The 23,348-nt window shown below is 65.7% G+C and carries 16 protein-coding genes and 1 tRNA gene; 7 read left to right on the forward strand and 10 right to left on the reverse strand.

What is annotated here, in order from left to right:
• The gene (locus IEY14_RS10050) at window positions 1-768 is read right to left on the reverse strand and encodes a polysaccharide deacetylase family protein (RefSeq protein ID WP_188908054.1); all 768 of its coding nucleotides are present in this window, start codon (window positions 766-768) and stop codon (window positions 1-3) included.
• Between the two features lie 168 nt (window positions 769-936).
• Here IEY14_RS10050 and IEY14_RS10055 point away from each other — a divergent pair, with 168 nt between their 5' ends.
• Window positions 937-2,034 (forward strand): endo-1,4-beta-xylanase, encoded by a 1,098-nt coding sequence (locus IEY14_RS10055; RefSeq protein ID WP_244639407.1) that lies wholly within the window; start codon window positions 937-939, stop codon window positions 2,032-2,034.
• 79 nt (window positions 2,035-2,113) lie between these two features.
• On the opposite strand, the gene IEY14_RS10060 is transcribed toward IEY14_RS10055, so the two are convergent.
• Window positions 2,114-5,590 (reverse strand): heparin lyase I family protein, encoded by a 3,477-nt coding sequence (locus IEY14_RS10060; protein WP_188908056.1) that lies wholly within the window; start codon window positions 5,588-5,590, stop codon window positions 2,114-2,116.
• Window positions 5,591-5,983: 393 nt separating this feature from the next.
• Here IEY14_RS10060 and IEY14_RS10065 point away from each other — a divergent pair, with 393 nt between their 5' ends.
• Both IEY14_RS10065 and IEY14_RS10070 read left to right on the forward strand, forming a co-directional pair.
• Window positions 5,984-6,535 carry an acyltransferase gene (locus tag IEY14_RS10065; protein ID WP_373288941.1) on the forward strand — a complete coding sequence of 184 codons (552 nt, stop codon included), beginning with the start codon at window positions 5,984-5,986 and terminating at the stop codon, window positions 6,533-6,535.
• Window positions 6,532-7,641, forward strand: coding sequence for a glycosyltransferase family 4 protein (locus tag IEY14_RS10070; RefSeq protein WP_188908057.1), 1,110 nt, complete (start codon window positions 6,532-6,534; stop codon window positions 7,639-7,641). Before IEY14_RS10065 ends, IEY14_RS10070 begins: the two co-directional genes overlap by 4 nt.
• Before the next feature lie 87 nt (window positions 7,642-7,728).
• Here the strand turns inward: IEY14_RS10070 and IEY14_RS10075 are convergent, their stop codons facing one another.
• A complete protein-coding gene (locus IEY14_RS10075) occupies window positions 7,729-11,973 on the reverse strand; it encodes a heparin lyase I family protein (RefSeq protein WP_188908058.1) in 4,245 nt (1,414 codons plus the stop codon).
• A gap of 552 nt (window positions 11,974-12,525) precedes the next feature.
• Here IEY14_RS10075 and IEY14_RS10080 point away from each other — a divergent pair.
• On the forward strand, window positions 12,526-13,623 hold the full coding sequence (locus tag IEY14_RS10080; protein ID WP_188908059.1) for a hypothetical protein: 1,098 nt from the start codon (window positions 12,526-12,528) through the stop codon (window positions 13,621-13,623).
• A 405-nt stretch (window positions 13,624-14,028) separates the two neighbouring features.
• Window positions 14,029-15,372, forward strand: a complete 1,344-nt coding sequence (locus IEY14_RS10085) for an O-antigen ligase family protein (protein ID WP_188908060.1) — start codon at window positions 14,029-14,031, stop codon at window positions 15,370-15,372.
• A 318-nt stretch (window positions 15,373-15,690) separates the two neighbouring features.
• Here IEY14_RS10085 and IEY14_RS10090 read toward each other — a convergent pair whose 3' ends face one another.
• The 7 genes from IEY14_RS10090 to cpdR all read right to left on the reverse strand — a co-directional run bounded on the left by IEY14_RS10090 (window position 15,691) and on the right by cpdR (window position 21,406).
• Complete coding sequence (locus IEY14_RS10090) at window positions 15,691-17,157, reverse strand: oligosaccharide flippase family protein (RefSeq protein ID WP_188908061.1); 1,467 nt, start codon at window positions 17,155-17,157, stop codon at window positions 15,691-15,693.
• Window positions 17,158-17,509: 352 nt separating this feature from the next.
• Window positions 17,510-17,980 carry a glycosyltransferase gene (locus IEY14_RS10095; RefSeq protein ID WP_188908062.1) on the reverse strand — a complete coding sequence of 157 codons (471 nt, stop codon included), beginning with the start codon at window positions 17,978-17,980 and terminating at the stop codon, window positions 17,510-17,512.
• Complete coding sequence (locus tag IEY14_RS10100; RefSeq protein ID WP_188908063.1) at window positions 17,977-18,432, reverse strand: glycosyltransferase family protein; 456 nt, start codon at window positions 18,430-18,432, stop codon at window positions 17,977-17,979. The genes IEY14_RS10095 and IEY14_RS10100 overlap by 4 nt, the downstream gene beginning before the upstream one ends.
• 1 nt (window position 18,433) lies before the next feature.
• A complete protein-coding gene (locus IEY14_RS10105) occupies window positions 18,434-19,600 on the reverse strand; it encodes a nucleotide sugar dehydrogenase (RefSeq protein ID WP_188908064.1) in 1,167 nt (388 codons plus the stop codon).
• 645 nt (window positions 19,601-20,245) lie between these two features.
• Complete coding sequence (locus IEY14_RS26125; protein ID WP_280515034.1) at window positions 20,246-20,368, reverse strand: hypothetical protein; 123 nt, start codon at window positions 20,366-20,368, stop codon at window positions 20,246-20,248.
• A 502-nt stretch (window positions 20,369-20,870) separates the two neighbouring features.
• Window positions 20,871-20,945 (reverse strand) — tRNA-Val (locus IEY14_RS10110).
• A 95-nt stretch (window positions 20,946-21,040) separates the two neighbouring features.
• Complete coding sequence (cpdR, locus tag IEY14_RS10115) at window positions 21,041-21,406, reverse strand: cell cycle two-component system response regulator CpdR (RefSeq protein ID WP_188908065.1); 366 nt, start codon at window positions 21,404-21,406, stop codon at window positions 21,041-21,043.
• 161 nt (window positions 21,407-21,567) lie between these two features.
• On the opposite strand from cpdR, the gene IEY14_RS10120 reads away from it, so the two are divergent.
• Together IEY14_RS10120 and hisN are read left to right on the forward strand one after the other, a co-directional pair.
• Window positions 21,568-22,467 (forward strand): N-formylglutamate amidohydrolase, encoded by a 900-nt coding sequence (locus IEY14_RS10120; protein ID WP_244639409.1) that lies wholly within the window; start codon window positions 21,568-21,570, stop codon window positions 22,465-22,467.
• A gap of 21 nt (window positions 22,468-22,488) precedes the next feature.
• Complete coding sequence (hisN, locus tag IEY14_RS10125; protein ID WP_188908066.1) at window positions 22,489-23,268, forward strand: histidinol-phosphatase; 780 nt, start codon at window positions 22,489-22,491, stop codon at window positions 23,266-23,268.
• Window positions 23,269-23,348 lie beyond the last annotated feature (80 nt).

Raw genomic sequence — 23,348 nt, forward strand, 5'->3', positions numbered from 1 at the left:
CTACTGCCGAAGCCGCGCGATCCTCGCGCCGCGCTTCTGCAATTCGTCGAGGACCATCGCCAGCAGGGCCGGGGTGTTCGACTGCCCGTCGTGGAAGACGATCACGCCGCGATCCTTCAGCCCGGCGAAGAGCCGCCTGAAGCTTTCCTGCGGCGGTCCGTTGCGCCAGTCCTCGGGGCTGAAGTCGTAGCCGGCGATGGTGAAGCCGGCCGCCTCGACGTCGTGGACGAGATCGTCCGGCAGGATGGCGGGCATGTTGGCCGAGCCCGGCGAGCGCACCATGCGCGGCGCTCCGGCCGGGCCGGTCTCGCCGACGGCGTCGGCCAGGGCCTTGGCGCCGCGCTTGAACTCGGCCAGCCGCTGCTCGGGCGTCATCGGCCCGAGATCGTGGTGGCTAAAGCTGTGCGAGCCGACGCCGTCGCCCTCGGCGAGAACCGCCTTGACGAGGTCGGGGTGCTTGCCCGCCTTCCAGCCGATGAAGAAGAAGGTGCCGGAAACGCAGCGCTCCTTGAGAATGGCGGCGAGCTTCGGCGTCGTCGCCGGCTCCGGGCCGTCATCGATCGTGATCACATATTCGTTGGCCTCGAGCGGCAGAGGGGACAGGCCCTGCACACCGCCGAAGCCGGAGCCGGCGGCCGGCACGGCGATGTCGCGGCCGGTGAGCGGTCCCTCGCAGGCCCGCGCCGGATCGGCGAAAGCGCCGGCGAGGAGAAAAGCCAGGGCGGCGAGCGCCGGGCGCGATCTGGCGGGGAGGACGGGGATCGGCATCGATGGCAGGCTCCGGCCTTGCGGGCGATTCGCAAAGGGTCATCCTGCGGACAAATTCCGGCGGAGAAAGGACCCGCCCGCAGCCGCGAAGGGGATAAGCTTGATTCGATCTCGGCCCAGCCCGTCCGATCCGTTCCGCCGATGCCGCCCCGCGACCGGGAGACGGGGATGATCGGCCGGCGGCAGTTCCTGGCGGGAGCCGGAGCCTTAGCCCTGGCGGCGGCGCGGCCATCGGCGGTGCCGGCGGAGGAAGACGGGGAGGCGAGCCTTGCGACGCGCGCCCGGCGCAAGGGGCTCAGCTTCGGCACCTCGGTGAGCACGGCCGAGCTCCGCCTGCCGGCTCTCCGGGCGGCGGTCGCGCGCGAGGCCGACCTGATCGTCGCGCAGAACGAGTTGAAGTGGTGGAACACCGAGGCGCGGCGCGGCCAGCCGACCTACGGCGCGGCCGACGCGATCATGAACGCGCCGGAATTCGAGGCCCTGACGCGGCGTGGCCATACGGCCGTCTGGTATCGCAGCATTCCCGACTGGGCGAAGGCCGAATTCTCCGCCGGGCGGGGCGAGGCCGCGACGCTGAAGCGGGTTCGTGACATCGTCGCCCATTATCGCGGGCGCATCGTGGAATGGGACGTGGTCAACGAGGCGGTCTGGCCGGCGGACGGCCGCCCGGACGGCTTGCGCGACACGCCGCTGGCGGCGGCCGGCGGCCTGGATCTCATGGCGGACTGTTTCCGCGCGGCGCACGAGGCCGACCCGGACGCGCGCCTCTACTACAACGACTATGCGGTGGAATATGCGAGTCCCGGCGAGGACGAGCACCGCGCCGCCATCCTGACCTTCCTGGAGGCGATGAAGCGCCGGAACGTGCCGATCCACGGCTTCGGCGTGCAGGGGCATCTCACCGTGGGCAATCGCTTCCGCGAGCGGGTCTTCGCCCGCTTCCTGGCCGATCTCGCCGCGCTGGATCTCAAGATCCGCATCACGGAAATGGATGTCAGCGACCAGCGCCTGCCGGCCGATTTCGCCTTGCGCGACGGCAAGGTCGCCGACCATGCGCGGCAGTTTCTCGACGTCGCCTTCGACCAGCCTGCGGTGGTCGGGCTCGTCACCTGGGGCCTCGCCGATCCCTCGCCCTGGCTCGACGCCGAACGCGCCCGGCCCGACCGGCTGCCGCAGCGCGCCCTGCCGCTCGATCGCGATTTCGCCCGCAAGCCGCTCTGGACGGCGATCGCGCGCAGCCTGGACGGCGCGGCGAAGCGCGGCTGAGGCTCGCCTTCCGGCAAAGGCGAAAGGGGCCGCGGCCCGGCGCCGCGACCCCTCGCTTCGGTTCGACGATCGTGCCGGCTCAGATATGCAGCACGTCGTGATGGAAGAACTTGAAGTCGGCCTCGGCGAGGGCTTTGGGAGCGACGTTCTTGATGAGGATCGTATCGGTTGGGGAAAGTGTGATGAGGGTATCGGCGCCCTTTTGGGTGATGAGGGGAAGGAGATGGGCGTAGTCGGCGACGAGGTCGGCCTCGATGGCGATGATGTCGTGACCGCCTGTGGTGCTGGCCTGGAAGCCTGAGACGGTGTCCTTGCCGAACTGTGCGGCGAAGACGAAGGTGTCGCTGGCCTTGCTACCGACGAGGGTGTCGGCGACGCCTTGATGGGAGGCGAGGGTGCTGCCGACGAGCGCGGTCTGGACGTGGGAGCCGTCGGCCTTGGTGAGGTCGGTCCACTGCTTGACGTTGTTGGCGCCGTAGTGGTCCTTCTGGACGCTTGTGGGGTCGGCCGCGCCCTGCGCCGTCGCCGTTGTTTTGGCGGCGAGGCTGGCGGCGAGGGCGGCCGGGGCGGTGGCGTAGGTGAAGGCGAAGGTGTCGCGCGAGCCGTCGCCGGCGACGAGCACGGCGGAGACCTCGCGGCCGGCGGTGTCGTAGCTGTGGGTTTCGGCGGTGCCGTCGCTGTGCACGATCTGGTCGAAGGCCAGCGTTCCGTCGGCATAGGCGCGCTTCATTTCCAGAAGCTGGCCTTTGGCGTCGTAGGTGGCGATCTGGGTGGCGTAGGGCTTGTTGGCGACGGCGTAGTTGGCCTCGACGCGGGTTTTGTCGGCGGCGATGGTGATGGAACTGGTTTCGAGGCCGGTCTTGGGATCGAAATAGTGCCATTCGCGCGCGCCGTCGGCCTTGCGCAGTTCGGCCGAGAGCTGGTGGCCGGCGGCGTCGAACTGGTCGATTTCGGCGGTGCCGCCGTTGGCGCCGAGCTTGGTGAGGGTCATGGTGCCGTTGCCGGCCCATTGCTTGACGATCTGGGAGCCGTCGGCGGCGACGGTCTGCTCGAAGGCGGGCTTGCCGTCGGCATAGGCGCGCTTCAGCGTCAGAAGCTTGTCGGCCGCGTCATAGGTGGCGTCCTGCGTCGCGTAGGCCTTGCCGCTCACCGCAAGGCTCACCTCCTGCCGAACCCCGTCATGCAGAAGCGTCTGGCTCACAACCTTCCCGGATACGTCGTAACGGTCCGTCTGCTGATTGCCGTTCGCGGCATAGGTGACGCGCTGGGCGATGCGGCCCGCGGCGTCGTAATCCTCCGTCGCGATCAGCTTGCCGGTCGCGCCGTACTTGTCGACATGCTGGTAGACGGTCTCCTTGCCGGTCGCGAACTTGACGACGCTCGTCGTGCCGTCGGCGGCCTTGATCGTCACGCCGATCTTTTGGCCGGACCCGTCATAGGCGTAGGTCTTCGTCTCGCCGGCGGCCGGCGGGACGCTCGGCTGCGTGCCGGGATCGGTGATCGTGTTGCCGGCCTTGTCGTAGAAGGCCTTGCCGGTCACGTTGCCCTTGGCGTCGTAGGAGATGGTCGAGGCGACCTTGTCGGTCCCGGAATAGACGGTCGCGACGGTCGAGGTCTTGTCCGCGAACTTGATCGTCCAGCCGGTCAGCGCGCCCTTGGCGTCGTAGGCGAAGGTCTTGACGGCCGCCTTGGCGCCGAAGGTCTCCTCGGTGAGGAGGTGGCCCGCGGCATCGTAGCGGTCGCGCGTCGTCATGGTGCCCGACGCGCTGGTATAGCTGATCTGCGACGTATAGCTCTGGCCGGTGATGCCGAGCACGCCATCGGCGCGGCTGCCGTCGGCGGCGATGAGGGTGAAGCCGGTCTCCACGCCCTTGGCGTCGTAGCTGTGGCTCGCGCTGCTGCCATCGGCCGCGAAGGTCTTGGCGAGGATCTTCGTCCCGGCATCGTTGAACCGCTCCTGCGCGATCATCTTGCCGGCCTTGTCGAAGGTGAAGGCCTGTTTCGTGTAGTTCTGGCCGGTGATCCCGAGGGTGGTCTCGACGCGCTCGCCGTTCGGCTTGTAGACCTTCGTGCTGGCGATGGCGCCCGCCGCATTGTAGTAGTCGAGCTCCTTCGTGCCGTCGGCCGCGATGGTCTGGACGAAGACGGTCTTCCCCTTGGCGTCGAACTGCGTGTAGTTCGTCGTCACGCCGTTCTTGATCTCGGAATAGTCCGAGGTGCCGTCCGACTTCCAGGTGCGCAGGGTGCGGGCCGTGTCGCTGAGGATCGTCTCGTCATAGATCAGCTTCGAGTCCGAGTAGCGTAGGCGCTCGGTCAGGATGCCCTTCGAATTGTAGGCTTCGTCGATGCGGTCGTAATACTGGCCCGTCACCTTGCTCGTCACGAGGAAGGAATAGTCGCCGGCGATCTTCGCCATCGTGGCGGCGTAGGACTTGTTGAAGATGTTCATCTGCGTCTGCGACGCGACGGTGAGGACGCTCGTGTCGGTCAGGACGATCGTCGCCAGGCCCGGGTCCTTGGCGATCGTCTCCAGCCGGGCGACGATGTCGGCCGCCGTGCTGATCTCGATGCGCGTCGGCACCGCGTTGATGCCGTCGCGCCCGGTCGCGTCGGTCGCCTTGACGCTGAGAAGATGGGTGCCGGTGCCGGTGCCCTGGATCTTCGTCTCGAAATGGCCGTTGGCGTCCACCTTCGCCGTGCCGACGACCTTGCCGTTCTCGGTGAAGGTCACGGTCGTGCCGGCCTTGGCGCTGCCGCTGAGGCTGACGGTGCGCAATCCGTCCTTGCCGGCGGCCGAGACCGCGTCGACCTTCACGACCGGGGCGTCGATGAAGCTGCCGGCGGCCGGGAACTTCACCGCGTCGCCCGTCTTGATCGTCAGATCCTTGTAGGTCGCCGCGATGGTCTCGGTGGCGTTGGAGTGGCGGTAGATGCCTTCCTTCCAGTAGACGCCGTTCTGCTGGACATAGCCGAGCGGCCCCGAATAATCGACCAGCGTGACGCCGTCGCGGGTGACGACCAGACGGCCGTTGCCGTTCGGATCGAAGACCGCCTTGACGTCGAGATCGTAGAAATGGCCGCGCTGGATGTCCGCGACATCGGTGAAGATGTTCTTCGAGACCGGATTGCCGTTGGCGTCGCTATAGCTGATGAAGACGCCGAAGCGCTCGCCTTCGAGCGAGAAGCTGAAGGGCGGGGCCCAGGGCAGGGCGCCGGGATAGTTGTCTTGGTGGAACTGGCCGAGCGCCATGAAATAGGCGGTGTTCGGCGCGCCGGGCTCCAGGTTGAAGCCGTAGTTCAGCTCGACCGCGGTGCCGTTCGGGATGACCTTCTTGTCGGAGAGTTCGGTGCGCTCGGCGGAGGAGCCGACGGAGGCGTCCCAGCCGAACGTGTCGCCGTCGCGCAGTTCGAAGCGGATGGCATTGTTGTCGGGGGAGGAGATGCTCCAGCTTTTATTGCCGGTTTGAATCTCGAACAATTCGCCAGCTAAGCTGATTGCAAGATTGCCCGGTGTATTCGGCTGCCATTCGTTAGGCTGCAGGACTTTGAGCGCCATGGGAAAGGTCTCGTGATCAGTTTCCGTGAGTATTCAATACCATCCCCCGAATTAAACGCCGCAAAATGGGTGGCCTACACTTTGTATCGTATGATCATAAGATCATCCGATCACGGGTATATGTTGATTAACCAACATTTCGTGAGGCTGGATCGATTGCGAATCTAGCCGCCTCCAACCTCCTGAAATTGCAGGACCTGAAATCTTAAGGTCTGAAATCGGGGATCGGTCGCCTCGGCGCTGGCCGACGGAGGGGCGATCGCCGCTCACGTCCGGGAAAGGGCATCGGGCTCGCCGGGATCGGCCGGTCGGTCCGCGCGGGCGTGCCCGCCGCGCCGGCCATTGCATTTATGTTGCAGTGCCAATAAGCATTTCGAAATTCGAAAGGTCCGGTTGAAGCCTCGCGATAAAGTCCGGTTCCACGTTATCGCAAGGATAGATGCCCGAATTCGGGGACGAGTCTTGGTAAACCTCAACAAATTCCTGAAGGTTCGCAGGTTGCTGGTGCGGGGAAAGTGGCTTGTCCTCACCCGCTTCTGGGGCATGGACATCGATCCCACGGTCGAATTTTCTCTGAGCGCGCGATTCGACAAGACCTTTCCGAAGGGTATTCATATCGGCCCGAAGACCTATGTGGCGTTCGACGCCGCGATCCTGGCGCATGACCGGACGCGCGGCTATTACAAGCACACCCGGATCGGCCGGAACTGCTTCATCGGCGCGCGCAGCATCATCATGCCGGGAATCACGATCGGCGACGAATGCATCGTCGGCTCGGGCGCCGTCGTCACCAAGGACGTGCCGTCGCGCAGCATCGTCGCGGGCAATCCCGCGACCGTCATCAAGAGCGGCATTCCGCTGAAGGAATACGGCTCCTACGAATCCGCCGACGAGACGCGGCGGCTGTTTTGGGAACAGGACGCGGCGAACGGGGGTGCGGCATGAGCGACGAGCCGGCGGAAGGCGTGATCCTGTTCGCGCAGGTCAATCGGTTCTCCAACACGAACGACGCCCTGGAAGCCGCGCTGAAGCGGCATCTGCCGGGGACCGAGCTGCGGATCTACCGGGCCTATCCGGCCATCCGGAAGAATCCCGTCCTCCTCACGGCCTGTCTGCTGGCGGTTCTGTGGTCTTACGGCCCGAAGGCGGCGTTCGACCCGAAGAGCATCAACCAGAGGCTGATCAAGACGCCGTTCTTCTTCTGGCTGGCCAGCCGTCTCGTGCGGCGGCAGGCGCGCGCGACGCCGGGCCTGCGCGCCGTCCTCCAGACGCAGGGCCTCTTCAACGGCAAGACCGACCGGCTGCCGCTGTTCATCTATACGGACAACACGCTGCTCAACCGGATCAACGGCGTGGTGACAAAAAGCCCGATCCTCGCGCAGGAAAAGGTGCTGTACCGCGATGCCGACTACATCGGCGTCAGCGCCTCGCATGTCGTCACCTCGCTGATCGAGGATTACGGCGTCGCGCCGACGGTGCCGGAGAACGTTCTCATCGGCGCCAACAGCCCGGTTCCCAAGGATGCCGGTGAGGCCCGCTATCGGAGCGGCCGGATCCTGTTCGTCGGGATCGACTGGGAGCGCAAGGGCGGTCCCGAACTCGTCGCCGCCTTTCGCCGGGTGGTGCGGAAATTCCCGGAAGCGCGGCTGACGATCGCGGGCAGCAAGCCCGAGATCGCCGATCTGCCCCAGGCGACGGCGCTCGGCAAGATTCCGCCGGAAAAGGTCGGCGAGCTGATGCGCGAGGCCTGCCTCTACTGCATGCCGAGCCATATCGAGCCGTCGAGCGTCGCCGTCGTCGAGGCGGCCTCTTCGGGTCTGCCCATCGTCGCGACGGCGGTCGGCGGCTTTCTCGACAGCGTCAAGGACGGCGAGACCGGGCTGCTCGTGCCGCCGGGCGATGTCGAGGCGCTGGCCGACGCGCTCGAACGGCTGCTGGCCGATCCCGAACTCTGCGCCCGCTACGGCCGGGCCGGACAGGCGCTGATGAAGCAGTTCCGCTGGGATACCGTGTCGGCGAAACTGGCCGCGGGAATGACGGCGCGGCTCTGAGCCGCGCCGCGTCCGCCTCCGGAAGCCGTCTCGTCGCTCGCGCGACCGTCCGGGCCCCGGCGGGGCCCGGCGCTCGTTCGCTTCGGTTCAGGCGCTGAGCACGTCGTGATGGAAGAACTTGAAGTCGGCCTCGGCGAGGGCTTTGGGAGCGACGTTCTTGATGAGGATCGTATCGGTTGGGGAAAGTGTGATGAGGGTATCGGCGCCCTTTTGGGTGATGAGGGGAAGGAGATGGGCGTAGTCGGCGACGAGGTCGGCCTCGATGGCGATGATGTCGTGACCGCCTGTGGTGCTGGCCTGGAAGCCTGAGACGGTGTCCTTGCCGAACTGTGCGGCGAAGACGAAGGTGTCGCTGGCCTTGCTACCGACGAGGGTGTCGGCGACGCCTTGATGGGAGGCGAGGGTGCTGCCGACGAGCGCGGTCTGGACGTGGGAGCCGTCGGCCTTGGTGAGGTCGGTCCACTGCTTGACGTTGTTGGCGCCGTAGTGGTCCTTCTGGACGCTTGTGGGGTCGGCCGCGCCCTGCGCCGTCGCCGTTGTTTTGGCGGCGAGGCTGGCGGCGAGGGCGGCCGGGGCGGTGGCGTAGGTGAAGGCGAAGGTGTCGCGCGAGCCGTCGCCGGCGACGAGCACGGCGGAGACCTCGCGGCCGGCGGTGTCGTAGCTGTGGGTTTCGGCGGTGCCGTCGCTGTGCACGATCTGGTCGAAGGCCAGCGTTCCGTCGGCATAGGCGCGCTTCATTTCCAGAAGCTGGCCTTTGGCGTCGTAGGTGGCGATCTGGGTGGCGTAGGGCTTGTTGGCGACGGCGTAGTTGGCCTCGACGCGGGTTTTGTCGGCGGCGATGGTGATGGAACTGGTTTCGAGGCCGGTCTTGGGATCGAAATAGTGCCATTCGCGCGCGCCGTCGGCCTTGCGCAGTTCGGCCGAGAGCTGGTGGCCGGCGGCGTCGAACTGGTCGATTTCGGCGGTGCCGCCGTTGGCGCCGAGCTTGGTGAGGGTCATGGTGCCGTTGCCGGCCCATTGCTTGACGATCTGGGAGCCGTCGGCGGCGACGGTCTGCTCGAAGGCGGGCTTGCCGTCGGCATAGGCGCGCTTCAGCGTCAGAAGCTTGTCGGCCGCGTCATAGGTGGCGTCCTGCGTCGCGTAGGCCTTGCCGCTCACCGCAAGGCTCACCTCCTGCCGAACCCCGTCATGCAGAAGCGTCTGGCTCACAACCTTCCCGGATACGTCGTAACGGTCCGTCTGCGAGGCGCCGTCCGTCGCGATCGTGGTCCGTGACGCGACGAGGCCGTCGGAGCCGACGAAGAAGACGACGATGCTCTTCGAGCCGTCGCTCGCGATATCCGTATAGCCCGTGGCCTCGCCGCTGGCGGGATCGTAGCGGGTGAGGCGATGGCCGCCGTCCGGCGCGGCGACGTCCGAGCCGACGAGCCTGCCATCCGCGTCGTAGCGATAGGTGCCGACATATTGCGCGCCGTCGGCGAGGGTCTGGGTATAGCCGCTGACGATGCCGCCCGCGCCGATGGCGAAGACGGTGTGCGAGCCGTCCGGATTCCAGGTCTCGGACGTCAGCAGCACGCCATCGGCGGAATAGGTGGCGAGCGCGACGAGCTTGCCCGCCTTGTCGACGACGCTCGCGCGGATGGCATAGGGCTCGCCGGTGATGCCGAAGACCGTCGTCCTGACCGAGCCGTCGGTGGCGGTGAAGACGGAGGAGGTCTCGACGCCCGCCGCGTCGTAGTAATGCGCCTCGCCGCTGCCGTCGGCATGCGAGCTCTGGGAGAAGAGCTTCACTCCGGCCTTGTCGAAGCGCTCCTGGAGGATCAGCTTGCCGGCGGCGTCGTAGCTCAGCTCCTTGCGGACATAGGACTGGTTCTGGATGTTCAGCGTCACCGCCAGCTTCGACTTGTCGGCATGGATGACGGTATAGCCGCTCTCGATCCCGGTCTTGGCGTCGTAATTGTGCTGGATGCCGGAGCCGTCGAGGCCGCGCTCCTCGCGATAGGTGACGATCCCGCCGATATTGACCTTCTCGACCAGCGCGACGCTGCCGTCGATGCGCAGGATCGAGATGTCGTGGCCGCCCGCCGCGTTGAGCGAGTCGATCCGCGACGTGCCGTCCTTGTTGAAGGTCTGGGTGAAGATCGCGGTCGAGCCGGAATAGCGGGTCCGCTCCGTCAGGAGGCCCGTCGAATCGTAGGCTTCCGTCTGGAGATCGTAGGCCTTGCCGGTCACCGGCACCTTTACGAGGAAGGAATAGGGACCCTTGATCGCCGCGAGCGCCGTCGCGTTGCTCTTGAGGAGGGCGTTCAGCTCGATCGCGGAAGAGAGGACGAAGACCGGATTGTCGGTGAGGACGATCGCGCCGAGCGTCGGATCGCGGGCGAGCGCCGTCATCTCGGGCAGAAGTTCCGCCGTCGTGCCGACGCGCACCTTCACCGCGTCGGCGAGCGCGCCGGTCCGCCCGCTCGCCTCGTCGACGGCCATCGCGAAGAGCGAGGAACTGCGGGCGGCCGCCGGCACGGCGACCTCGCCGGCATAATGGCCGGACGCATCGGTGGCGAAGCTGGCGACGAGCGTCTGCCCGTCATAGATCTGCACCACCGTGCCGGCCTTGGCGGTTCCCGACAGGCTGACGAGGCGCGTCGCCGCGTCGGCGCCGTTCGTCACGGCATCCACCGCGAGGCTCGGCTTGCCGATGAAATCCGCCTTGTCGGGGAAGGTCACGGCATCGCCGGTGGCGATCTTCAGGTCCGCATAGGTCGCCGCGATGGTCTCGGTGGCGTTGGAATGGCGATAGATGCCTTCCTTCCAGTAGACGCTGCTCTGCTGGCTGTAGCCGAGGGGGCCCGAATAATCGACCAACGTGACGCCGTCGCGGCTGACGACCAGGCGCCCGTTCTCGCCGGTCGGATCGAAGACCACCTTGATATCGAGATTGTAGCCGTGGCCGCGCTGGATGTCCTGCGCATCGACGAAGACGCGCTTGGAGACCGGATTGCCGTTGGCGTCGCTATAGCTGATATAGATGCCGAAGCGCTCGCCCTCGAGCGAGAAGCTGAAGGGCGGGGCCCAGGACGGGGCGCCGGGATAGTTGTCCTGGTGGAACTGGCCGAGCACCATGAAGTAGGCGGTGTTCGGCGCGCCCGGCTCCAGCGTGAACTTGTAGCTGAGATCGATCGGGACGCCGTTGGCGTAATTCGTCTGGCCGGCCACCTCGCTTCGCTCGGACGTGGCGCCGCTATAGCGATCGTAGGAAAAGACGTCCCGGTCGCGCAGCTCGAAGCGCAGCGTGTTCTCGTCCGGTGCGGAGAGGCTCCAGTCCTTGTAGGAATTCTGGACCCAGAAGGTCTCGTCCGCCGTCGCGATGAAGAAGTTGCCGTAGTGGATGGCGTTGGCATCCGCCGAAGTGCCGATCTCGAACTTGCCGGGATTGGCGGCGCTGGCCTGGAGGAATCCGGACGGGTCGCTCGACACGGCCGTCACCGAATGCGTTCCGAGCCCCTCCACCGGGACCTTGATCGCATAGGTGCCGTCGCTCCTGGCAAGGGTCGTGCCGACGACCGTGCCGTCGATATAGAGATCGATCTTCGACAGCGCCGCGGCTTTGCCCGACAGGGTGGCCGTGAAGGCGCCGGCGGCATCGGCATCGACATTGTCGAGCGACAGGGTCGGCTGGTCGATGAAGGCGAGCTTGGCCGGCAACGCCACCTGATCGCCGGTCTCGACCGTCAGGTCGTGATAGGTCGCCGCAACCGTCTCGCGGGCGAGGACCGGACGCGACAGGCCCTGATGCCAGCCGAGCTCCGCCTGGCCGTCGAAGCCGAGCGGGCCGGAATAGTCGCCGACGGTCCGGCCGTCGATCTTCAGAACCAGGCGGCCCGCGCCCTTCGGATCGAGCACCGCCGTCACGTCGATCGCATGGTCGCGGCCGCTCACGATGTCGACCGGGTCGACATAGATCTGCTTCTCGATCACGGCGTCGCCGACGCCCGCGTAGCGGATGCGTGCGACGAGATGATCGCCGACGAGTTCGAGGGAGAAAGGCGCGGGCGCGGCCGTGTCGGCCGCCGCGATCCGGCCGAGAACGAGGGCGGAGGCGTCGTTGCCCGTCGGCAGGTCGAGGCTGAGGCCGAAGGCGATATGGAGCGGGGTGCCGAGGGCGAAGTCTTCGTCGAAGGCCATTTCGGAGCGCTCGACCTGTCCGGCACCGGCTTCGGAACTGGCGGGAATGTCGCCGTCCCGCAGCTCGAAACGGAACGCGCTGTCGCCTGTGGTGGCGAAGCTCCAGTCCCGGCCGGCATTGTCCGTACTATACTCGTTCGTCTCAGACATCGCGAGCCTTCGGCCAGGAAGCCAAGCATCCTCGAGCGGATCGGAATACGCGGAGCGGCTGCCTGTCGCGACGGCTCTCGCCGCCGCTGCGGCAGCCTCGCGGGCATTCCAGGATTCGATCCGAGCGGACGCTCAACGACAGCTTAATCGTTTTCTTCGAATGCGATCATAGCGTCGCGTCCGGCGAGGGTCAAACAACCTACTGCAGTGCAACACAACTAAAGCGCGGACCCGGCGGGAGAATCTAAGGCGCAGCTGGTTTTTCCGCTGCCATGTGGACGAAGTGTCACAAGCTCTCGCTGAGGATTTCGCCGAGGGCGTCTCTCGTTGCCCTTCAACATTCCTTCTCGCGCCAGCCGATCGAGAAGAAGGCGGGGAAAGGCGGGCTCGGTTACTCGGGATCTATCACGTTATGCGTACAGATCGACAGTGTTTTCAATGCGCGCCGCTTGGTTTCGCGGGCTTTCTCCGACATCCGCCTTGCTGAGGCAGAGCAGCCGGGTGTTGTAAATCGGAACTGGCTGACGTATTGCGAAGAGCAACGCGTCTCCCATGAATCGCTCCGAGGTCCGATTACCGTCGGCCGCCAAGTCGTTTACAGTTTCAGCAAGGATTGATCGCGCGATGGATGCTCGTTCCAGGGAGCGAAGTCAGTTTCTCGTCGTCGTCAGGACGCATTATATTGACGAAGAACTGATCAAGTTCGTTCGGCGGATCGAAAGCGCGAACTGCGACATCGTCATCGCGGCCGAGGAAGGAAAGCACGAATGCATCGTGCCGGCGGACCTGCGGAAGGTGTCCCTCAACGCGGAAAGTCTGAGCCGTCTGAGGCTGTTCTTCAAACCAAATGCCGAGAACACGATCGGCGATGCAGGCTGGCGCTGCGGCGATTACAGCCTCTACGCGGCGCGCGAGGCTTTCCCCGATTATCCGCACTATCTGCTGATCGAACCCGACGTCGAGATTCGCACGGCGGATCTCGCGCAGTTCATGGACCGGCTGGCGCGACAGGCCGATCGGGACTTCATGGCCTGCAATCTTCGGCTCGCTCCGAAGCGGTGGTTCTGGGCGAAGACGATGGAGGCGTTCGGTCAGCCGGTCTGGCGCTGCATCTTTCCCTTCGTCTGGGCCAGCGCTGCGGCGCTCGATCTGGCACTGTTGCGGCGTCAGGAGCTTTCGCTGAGGGCCGCAAGCGACGAGACGATCGCCGAACATTGGCCGAACGACGAGGCTTTCGTCGCGACGACCCTCTGCAATTCCTCGCTGCAATCCGCCGATTTTTCCCAGATGGCGCCGCAGCCTTATGACGAAAGCACCGTCTCGTTCCATCGGCCCTTCTCGCGCGCGCTGCTGAGGAGCGGGCGGCCCGATGAGAAGCTCTACCATCCGGTCCTCGCGGACGAGCAGTTCACGCGCAAAGCGGAAAAGCTTCTGGCGGTGGCGGCAAGTCGAAAGCGGCTCGCGGCCTATCATATGTTCACGCCGGACTTCCACGCGGCGTTGCGTGCCGAATGTGGAGACGAGGTCGCGCGGGACTTCACGCGTCGGCTCGAAGCCGAGCTGCGCGCGATCGGTCGGAGCCGGACAATTCTCGCAGGCTTCCTGCTGGCTCGCAAACTCTACCACCGCGTCGTTCCTTCGGCGGAATAGCGCCACAGCCATCGCTCTTTCCATTCGGACGAGCCGGATTCGGCCTTTATCGCATCGCACATTCGTCGAAGCCTTCGACAAAGCGGGCGGTCGCCGTCGTAACGATCCTGGCCGGGAAGAGAGATGGCGGGCGGGTTCGGCCGCCGGCCCGGCCAGCGCTCTAGCGGCGGGAGCGCGAAACCGGGGCGCCAAACCGACGCCCCGGGCCGGAATGTCGGCGGCTTGCGCCATGGCCGTGGCGGGTTTTCACGGCCGGGCCGGTTCCGCAAGATTCCATCATTCCTTGAAATCGGCTAAAGCTCGACTCGGTGCGATAGCCGCCTCTTTTTGGCCGATAACGCAGTCCAGGGAACCTTCATGCTGTCGCTGCCAAGACCTGTTACCAGCGTTCCTCCGCCGACATCCTTGGAAAAGATCATCGTCCTTCTGATCATCACCTTCCCGGTGATGGGCGTGTTCTTTGCCCCGGAATCCTATTTCGCTCCGCAGGGTTACTCCATCGCGAATGTGAGCGGCAAGGAGCTGGGCTTTCCGTTCGGCCGCATCGCCTTCATCATCCTTTTGATTTGGCTCGTGCCGCAATATCTTCGAATGCCACGAACGATGGGGATGGCATTGCTGCGCTCGGGCCTGCCGGTCCTGTTCGTCTGCCTGATGGTGGTGAGCGGTACCTGGACGGCGGATCCCGGCCAGTCGATCAATCGCAGCTTCCGCACGCTTCTCCTTGTGCTGATGGCCGTCTATCTCATTGAGCGCTACGATTGGCGCGAGCTCTATCGGTTCTTCGCGATCGCGGGCGTGATTGCCATTGTGGGCTCGACTTTCGCGGCGCTCGCGATGCCGACATACGGCCTCAGCGATCTCGAAGGTTACCGCGATGCGTGGCGCGGCGCGCTGCAGCACAAGAATTCGCTCGGCGCCCTGATGACACTTCTGTTGCCGATCGCCTATCTCGGCTGGCGCGACGGCGCGTTGAAGCGGCCGATGGCGCTGTTTCTTCTGTTCGGCAGCGCCGTCCTCGTGGTCAAGTCGCGCTCGGCCACGTCCATCGTCACCTATGCCGCGACGGCTGGGCTGCTTGTCGCCATTCCCTTCTTCAACCGGCTGCACAGTCGGAGTGTGAAGCTCGGCGTCGCCTTTCTCGCGGTGGCCCTGGCCTATCCGCTGATGCAGATGAAGGTGCTTCTCGACGACTTCCTCGGCGCCATCGGCCGCAGCACCGACTTCACGGGTCGCCAGCCGATCTGGGACATCGTCAACGCGATGAGCGACCTACGCCCGGTCTGGGGCTACGGCTCCGGCTTCTGGGCGATCGACAGCCTCGATCGCGACTATATCTGGAGCGTGATGAACTGGGCGGTCCCGCACGCCCACAACACCTTTCTCGATATCCGCTTCCAGCTCGGCTATGTCGGCCTGGCGATCGCGGTCCTCTTCTTCGGCATCGCGGCGCTGCGCATGATACGGGGCTTCGCCTATGGCATGCCGACGCTGGCATTGCTCTGGCCCCTCATCATCATCACGACCTTCATTCGTGGCTCGACCGAGACCTATATCGTCGAGCCCGGCTCCGGCGGTCTGTTCTGGTTCGTGCTGTCCTATGCCGCGCTCGGCAAGCTCGCCGCCAACGCGCCGCAAACCGGCACGGTGCCGGTCACCGGTCTCGGCCGCTGGACCGGCTCGCCGAAGGTGCCGAAGCGCTTCGGCCGGACGATGCCGGAAGGCCCGTTGCAGCCTCGCCAGGCCTGAAGCGGCCGTCGCGCATCCAAGCGATCGGCCGCATCGCTCCGGAGGCGGCCGATCGCGCCCGGTTCGCGACCGGAGGAGCAAGATCACCCGGGCGCCGGCCGGCGCGGGGATGGCGCGGCATCCGAAGCCCTCGGCCCATACGAAACGAGAAAAGCCCGCGCGGGGGTCCCCGGCGGGTTTTTCTGCGTTCGGAGCCGTCTCGATGCCGGCGGTCGCGCCGGCCCGCCTGTCGGTTCGCGGCCGAAGATCCGGGATGCTCGGCGATCCGATGCCAGCCGATCGCCGGCGGGGCGATGCCGGCCGGCCCGTCCGGCGCGGTCAGCGGTCCTTCTTCACCAGGCTCTGGGCGAAGAGCAGGTTGTCCTTGGCGAGGTTCCAGCCGACGATCGCATAGGTGAGGACATAGCCGAGCACGAAGCTGCTGCCCATGATGATCGCGCGAAGGATCGTGTTGTCCGGCAGGGACGACACTTCGTTGCGCACCGCCAGGGATAAGGCGAAGCCGGCGATACAGGCGAGGAAGGGAATGCCGAGCGGCCGCACGACCGCCTTCCAATCGAGCTTCAGGCCGCGCAGCGTGACGAAGAAGTCGATGGGCGTGATCGCCAGGAGGCAGAGCGCATAGAAGTCGGCGGTCGCCGCGACGCTGTCGAAGCGGATGAAGTAGAGCGGCGGCAGAACGACGAGGGCCTTGACGATCGTGACGTTGAGCAGCGTCTGAGGCCGGCCGACGGCGGTGAGATAGGCGCCGTTGATCGACTGCGTGCAATGGATGCCGCCGATCAGCAGCAGGGGGATCATGACGCGATCGGCGCCGGCCCATTTCTCGCCGAACATCAGATGGTTCACTTCCGGCGCGATGGCCGCGAGGCCGACGAAGACGGGCGTGCCGAAGCTCGTGCAGATCGAGGTGCTGCGGATATAGAGGCGCCGCACCCGCTCCAGGTCGTCGGAGATCTTGGCGAGCATCGACAGGACCACGCTCGAAATGCTCGTCGACAGGAGCTGGAGCAGCAGGAGATAAAGGCGCGAGGCGACGGTGAAGAGGCCGAGCGCGGCGGCGCCGTAGACGACGAGGATGATGAAGTCGACGCTCTTGCCCGTCGCGAAATCGACCACGAACTTCGTCACGACGCGCGAGCCGAAGGCGCCGATCTCCATCGCGCTCTTCGGATGGAGTTCGAGCGAGGGCTTCCAGACGGGAGCGTGCCACACCCAGATCGCGCCGACGATCGTCTGGGCGGCGAACTGGCAGATCAGCGACCAGGTGCCGAAGCCGGCGAAGGCCATGCCGACGCCGACGATGCCGCCGACGATCGTGCCGAGAATGGTGCGCACCGCCAGCTGCCGGAACATCAGCGCGCGCCGATACATGAATTCCTGGAAGGAGGTGAAGGTCATGAACGGCGTGATCATCGCCGCGCCCCGCAGATAGGGGGTGAGGCCCGGCACCTCCATCAGGCTGGCGATCTGCGGGGCGAAGATCACCATGCTGGTCGCGAGCGTGGTCGAGATCGTCATCGCCACGTAGAAGGGCAGGTTGACATCGGCCGGGCGCAGGTCCCGGCGCTGGACGATCGCGTCGGAACAGCCGAATTCCGCGACGAGATTGAGCAGCGTCATGATCAGGAAGGCGGAGGAGGCGAGGCCGAAATCCGCCGGGTTCAGAAGCCGCGCCAGAAGGACGAAGACCAGAAGGCTGACGACGCGGCCGCCCCAACTCTGGATCGACGACCAGAGGAGCGCCGATGCCGCCCGGCGCCGAAGGCTGATGGAATCGCTCACGCGGGTTATCCTTCAAGCGGGCGCCGCGCCGCGCACGAAGCGCGACGGGGGCCAAGCGAATGAACGTGTGACGGCGAGGCCGGGCGGGAGCGGCGGGCGAGCCGGCGCCGGGCGCCGCGGGGAGATCCCGCCACGGGCCGCGGCCTGCTCGCGTCCGAAACGGCCTCGGTCCGTGCAGCCTTGTTCCATAGAGACGGGTCGGCGCTTTGACAACGCGCCGTCGCGCGGCGCGATCGCAGGCCGGCGGCGGAGCATTGCGCGCGGCCGGCGCCGCGAGGGACGCCGCCGGGACCGAATGCGCCGCGGACCGGCGCTGGCGCCCCCTCGCTTCGACGGGCGGGCGCCGCGCCCCTCAACCGAGTTGCTGTTTGACGAAGTCGAGGAGCTGGATGCGCTTCGCCTCGATATCCGGGGTCATGATCGCGGGCGCCAGTTCGCCGGCCAGCAGCGTCCGCAACTCGTCCTTGGTTTCGGCCGCATGGATGCCCGCGCGGTGGCGCAGCTGCGAGATCGTCGCGAGCTGATGATCGTTGCGGTGCTCGCCCAGCGCCGCCCGGCGCGGCACGAGGATGATGGGCTTGTGATATTTATAGGCCTTGAGGACGGTGCCGATGCCGGCATGGGCGACGATGACGCTGGCGTCGCGCATCAGGGCCTCGAATTCCTGCGGGCCGATATTGGCCTGATGCCGCACATTCGTCGGAACATAGCCGCTGATGCCGGTCTGGGCGAAGACGGGGGTCGAGAGCTCGGGCGCGAGCTCGTCGATCATCTTGATCAGGCGGTCGAACGGCAGCTGCGTTCCGACGGTCACCACGATCAAAGGAGTTCTCCGGAATAATGCGGTCCGCTCGGCTGGGCGAGATGCGACCATTGCGTCAGCCAGGTATCGGCGAAGAAGCGCGCCATCTTGCCCGACATCGACAGCTTCTCGACATTGGCGAAACTGTCGATCCAGATGGTCTTGGCGCCGACGAGGCGGCCGAAGGCGAGGCAGATGAGGCCGGGCGCGGCGCCGGTGGAGATCACCACCTTGGGGCGGATGGAGAAGACCAGCTTCGCGCATTGCCGGACGCATTGCATCGTGTCGCCGATCCGGTTGCGATTGCAGTCCTTGACCACGACGCCCTTCAGCCCGGCCTGATCCAGCAATCCCTGCTTGGTCGTGACGAAGAGCACCGTCTGGCCCTCGAAGGCGGCCGAAACGATTTGCATCTGTTCCCAATGGCCGCCGCCCGAGGCGACCGCGAGCACCGTATCGGATCGTTTCGCCATGTCAGTCCTGTCCGAACAAATCGCGCGTGAAGACCTTCTCGCGGACGTCGCTGAGCTCCGCCGACATGCGGTTGGTCACGATGACGTCGGAAACGCGCTTGAATTCCTCGAGGTCGCGCATGACCGGGGAGCGGAAGTACTGGTCCGCCTCGAGAGCGGGTTCGAACACGACGACCGGCACTCCCTTCGCCTTGATTCGTTTCATGATGCCCTGGATCGAGGACTGCCGGAAATTGTCCGAGCCATGTTTCATCGTCAGCCGATGGATACCGACGATTTGCGGCGAAAAACTCAACACCGCGTCGGCGATGAAGTCCTTGCGGGTGGAATTGGCCTCGACGATGGCGCGGATGAGGCTCTGCGGCACTTCGCGATAGTTCGCCAGCAGCTGCTTGGTGTCCTTAGGCAGGCAGTAGCCGCCATAGCCGAAGGAGGGATTGTTGTAATGGGTGCCGATGCGCGGATCGAGGCACACGCCGTCGATGATCTCGCGCGTGCTGAGATTGTGGGTCGCCGCATAGGTGTCGAGCTCGTTGAAATAGGCGACACGCATGGCGAGATAGGTGTTCGAGAAGAGCTTGATCGCCTCGGCTTCGCTGGAATCGGCGAAGAGGATCGGCGCGTCCTGCCGGATCGCTCCCTCGCGCAGGAGGTCCGCGAAGCGCCGGGCGCGCTCCGAATGCTCCCCGACGATGATGCGCGAGGGATGGAGATTGTCGTAGAGCGCCTTTCCTTCCCGCAGGAATTCCGGCGAGAAGATGACATTGTCGGTCGCGAGGCTGGCGCGGACGCTCTTGGTGTAGCCGACCGGCACGGTCGACTTGATGACGATCGTCGCCTTATCGTTGACCGCCATGACGTCGCGAATCGCCGCCTCGACGAGACGGGTGTCGAACGTATTGGTCTGCGGATCGTAATTGGTCGGTGTCGCGACGATCACGAATTCGGCATCGGAATAAGCCTCGACGCGATCCAGGGTCGCGCGAAGCATCAGCGGCCGGTTGGCAAGGTAGTCCTCGATTTCGGGATCGACGATCGGAGATGTCCTGGCATTCAGCATCTCGACTTTCGCCGGAACGACATCGAGAGCGACGACTTCATGATGCTGCGCGAGCAGAATTGCATTCGAGAGGCCGACATAGCCTAGTCCCGCCACTGCAATCTTCATCAATCCCACTCCATGCTTCACTGCGGGATCGTAGTCTTCCGATTCCTACCCATCATTACTTTTTTTGCGATGCAACATTCAAGGCCGGAAAGGTTGCACCAGCCGCTGCAGGCCGCCGCCGCGTCGCGGACGATCGGTTTCAAGGGCGGCCGGCGGACGCCCGGCGGCGTTAACGCGCTGGAAACAGACGGCTTCGGATCCGGCGTTCCAGGGACGGGCGGCCGCTGCGGGCGAGCACGATGCGCGGTCGAGGACGGTCTCGTCCGGCGCGTCGATGCCGCCTCGCGGCGAACCGGGGCCTTGTACGGCGAATCGGGATCTGGTGATTCGTTGGGGATGCCCAAGCCAATCTGGCGCTCGCGCTGGAGCGGGACGGCCGGCGGGGTCCGTCATTGGGGGCTATGTGGTCGCGGTCATGCCGACGAAGGCAGTGCGGGCATCCCCGCACCTGCCCGCTCGCCGGCTGTTGGACCGGCGCACCTATCGGCCGTTCCTTGCCGGTGCTTTTCGAGCTTCATGCCTTGGCGCAGTCGCATCGATCGCAGGCGAGTGTCAATCCGAAACACGCTCCGCTTGCCGCGACGGCCCCGGGGCGGGGCGACGAAGCGGCAGGGCGGACGGGACGGGACGGAGGCGCGACGAGTCTTACTCGTCGTTCTCGTCGATCCGGCTCGGCCATTGCTGACGGTCGGCCGCTTCCGTCAACCATTCGGCACAGAAGAAAGCGGCGATCGCGAAGACGACGAAGGGCGTTGAGATGATGCGCATCGGCGGATACCCAGTCGGGCGTGGAATTGCCCTACTATAATCGACGGAGTCCAATTATCGCACTAAACATATTGATCGATTTCAACAGGTCGTTTGATCACGCCCGCGTGACCGTAAGCGAAATGGATCTCCGATCCGGTAATTAGCCGAGTACGAAACTTGTGGTAGATTGCGGCTATCCATGCGTCATAGCGATCGGCGGGTTCGTGATGGTGGCGAAGCAAAGGGGGAGGGGCACTGGCAGGCGCTTCCCGGGCTTGGCTGGATTGGCGGAACGAGAAGGCTTCCGGCCGTCGGCGAGCGCGGTGAGCTCCTTGGCGCGGCGCCGATCGCCGCGAGACTGGGTGGCGAAGTCGGATCTCGTGACGTTGGAGTTCGGAGCGCCTGTCCGCGCGAAAGACAGCGCAAGCAGCCGAAGCGGCCGCATCAAGCAATCGATGCCGGCATCCATGATGCGGCAGACGATCGATCGCCGAGAAGGAAGGAAGATGGGAGATTCAGATGGTGGGCGTGACAGGGATTGAACCTGTGACCCCTACGATGTCAACGTAGTGCTCTCCCGCTGAGCTACACGCCCATCTGACGAGGCGGGATAGACCATATCCGCCGCGTCCTCGTCAAGCGCCTTTCTTGCGAAAAGCGCGGCGGCCATGCGGCCGCCGAAAGCCGCTGTCAGGCGGCGTCCTGCAGCATCTTGCCGACCTCGTCGACGAGTTCGCGCAGGTGGAAGGGCTTCGACAGGATCTTGGCATCCTTCGGCGCCTTGGAATCCGGGTTCAGCGCCACGGCGGCGAAGCCGGTGATGAACATCACCTTCAGATCCGGGTCGAGCTCGGTGGCGCGGCGCGCCAGTTCGATTCCGTCCATCTCGGGCATCACGATATCGGTGAGGAGCAGCGAGAAGGGTTCCTCGCGCAGCCGCTCGTAGGCGCTGCCGCCATTGTCGAAGGACACGACGTCGTAGCCCGCCTTTTCCAACGCCTTGGCCAGGAACCGGCGCATATCGTTGTCGTCTTCGGCGAGAAGGATTTTTGACATTTCAAGTTAACCCGGTTCCACGGCGGCGGGTCCGCCGCGCAAAGCTGGCCTATCGCCGCATTCCCTTAGCAGATCGCTTCACAATTGCCCATGTGGAATACATGGACCCGGCGCCTAGTTTGCGGCATGCTGAATGCCGGAAGACACGCGGACAGGAAGACTTGTCAGACCCTGCGACCCTTCAGACGCCGACCGGCCCGATGCCGGCCTTCGAGACGAGGGCGCCCGCGTTCCAGACGATCCCCTTCGTCTTCTGCTCGCCTCATTCGGGCCGCGCCTATCCCGAAAGCCTGCTCGCCGCCTCCCGGCTCTCGGCCTCCGATATCCGCCGCTCGGAGGACCTCTTCGTCGATCACCTCTTCGACTTCGTCCCGGCGATCGGCGCCCCCTTTCTCGTCGCGCATTTCCCGCGCGCCTATCTCGACGTCAATCGCGAGCCCTATGAACTCGACCCGCGCATGTTCCGCGAGCCGCTGCCGCCCTTCGTCAATTCCAGCTCGGTGCGCGTCGCCGGCGGGCTCGGCACCATTCCGCGCATCGTCGCCGAGCGCGAGGAGATCTATGCCGAGAAGCTGGCGCTCGCCGAAGGGCTGGAGCGGATCGAGCGCATCTACAAGCCGTTCCACCGCAGCCTCGAAAGCCTGATCCGCCTGACGCGGGAGCGCTTCGGCACCGCCATCGTCATCGACTGCCATTCGATGCCGGGCTCGGTGCGGGCGATGCCGGGCGGAAGGCGGCCGGATTTCGTCGTCGGCGACCGCTTCGGCACCAGCGCCTCCGGCGTGGTCGTCGCCCAGGCCATCGGCGCGCTCGCCGCGCTCGGCTACGACGTGATGCGCAACAAGCCCTATGCCGGCGGCTATATCACCGAGCGCTACGGCCGGCCGGAGGCCGGAATCCATGTCGTGCAGATCGAGGTGAACCGCTATCTCTATGCCGACGAGAAGCGATTCGAGCCCAACCGCAACTTCCTGGCCTTGCGGGACGACCTGATGCGCTTCGCGGTGACGCTCGCCGCCGCGGTGGACGGCGAATTCAACCAGAGGGCGGCCGCCGAATAGGTCGCGAGACGAAGCATGGCGATGAACCCGCAAGCGCTGCCGGATGCCGAATTCCTGTTCCGGCTGGCCGAGGCGGCCGATCGCGAGACGCTGCCGCGCTTCCGCCAGAGCGGGGTCGTGGACAACAAGCGCGCCGAGAGCTTCGACCCCGTCACCGAGGCCGACCGCGAGGCCGAGCGGGCGATCCGCGCGCTGATCGCGGCCACCTATCCCGAACATGCGATTCTCGGAGAGGAACATGGCGCGGTCGGCGAGGGGCCGCTGCGCTGGGTGATCGATCCGATCGACGGCACGCGCGCCTTCATTTCCGGCATCCCTGTCTGGGGCACGCTGATCGGCCTTCTGGTGGAAGGGCGGGCGCGGCTCGGCATCATGAGCCAGCCCTTCACCGGCGAGCGCTTCTGGGCCGACGGCACTGCCTCCTTCCGGCAGGACCGGACGGGGCGCCAGCGCAACGCGGTGCGCCCGACGACGCGGCTCGAGGCGGCGACCGTATTCACCACCTCGCCGCGCCTCTTCCAGGGCGCGCTGCTCGACCGCTTCCTCGCCATCGAGGCGGCGGCGCGGCTCACCCGCTTCGGCACCGACTGCTATGCCTTCGCCATGCTCGCCGCCGGGCAGGTCGATCTCGTGGTGGAAGCGGGGCTCCAGCCCTATGACATCGTCGCGCTGGTGCCGATCATCGAACAAGCCGGCGGCATCGTCACGACGTTCGACGGCGGGCGGCCGGAGAACGGCGGCCATATCGTCGCGGCGGCGACGCCGGAACTTCATGCCGAGGCCCTGCGGCTGATCGGCTAGAGCACGTCCTGTTTATTCCGGTTCGTAGCCTGCGGCGGCGAAGTAGTTGGCGCATTCGGTTGGCGTGAAGACGGGGACGA

The organism is Aureimonas endophytica (genome assembly GCF_014642635.1).
Taxonomy (GTDB): domain Bacteria; phylum Pseudomonadota; class Alphaproteobacteria; order Rhizobiales; family Rhizobiaceae; genus Plantimonas; species Plantimonas endophytica.

Bases quoted from the DNA above. Each gene is read 5' to 3' on its own strand.
- IEY14_RS10050 (WP_188908054.1), bottom strand. From the start codon at position 768: ATGCCGATCCCCGTCCTCCCCGCCAGATCGCGCCCGGCGCTCGCCGCC.
- IEY14_RS10055 (WP_244639407.1), top strand. From the start codon at position 937: ATGATCGGCCGGCGGCAGTTCCTGGCGGGAGCCGGAGCCTTAGCCCTG.
- IEY14_RS10060 (WP_188908056.1), bottom strand. From the start codon at position 5,590: ATGGCGCTCAAAGTCCTGCAGCCTAACGAATGGCAGCCGAATACACCG.
- IEY14_RS10070 (WP_188908057.1), top strand. From the start codon at position 6,532: ATGAGCGACGAGCCGGCGGAAGGCGTGATCCTGTTCGCGCAGGTCAAT.
- IEY14_RS10075 (WP_188908058.1), bottom strand. From the start codon at position 11,973: ATGTCTGAGACGAACGAGTATAGTACGGACAATGCCGGCCGGGACTGG.
- IEY14_RS10080 (WP_188908059.1), top strand. From the start codon at position 12,526: ATGAATCGCTCCGAGGTCCGATTACCGTCGGCCGCCAAGTCGTTTACA.
- IEY14_RS10100 (WP_188908063.1), bottom strand. From the start codon at position 18,432: ATGGCGAAACGATCCGATACGGTGCTCGCGGTCGCCTCGGGCGGCGGC.
- IEY14_RS10105 (WP_188908064.1), bottom strand. From the start codon at position 19,600: ATGAAGATTGCAGTGGCGGGACTAGGCTATGTCGGCCTCTCGAATGCA.
- IEY14_RS26125 (WP_280515034.1), bottom strand. From the start codon at position 20,368: ATGCGCATCATCTCAACGCCCTTCGTCGTCTTCGCGATCGCCGCTTTC.
- cpdR (WP_188908065.1), bottom strand. From the start codon at position 21,406: ATGTCAAAAATCCTTCTCGCCGAAGACGACAACGATATGCGCCGGTTC.
- hisN (WP_188908066.1), top strand. From the start codon at position 22,489: ATGAACCCGCAAGCGCTGCCGGATGCCGAATTCCTGTTCCGGCTGGCC.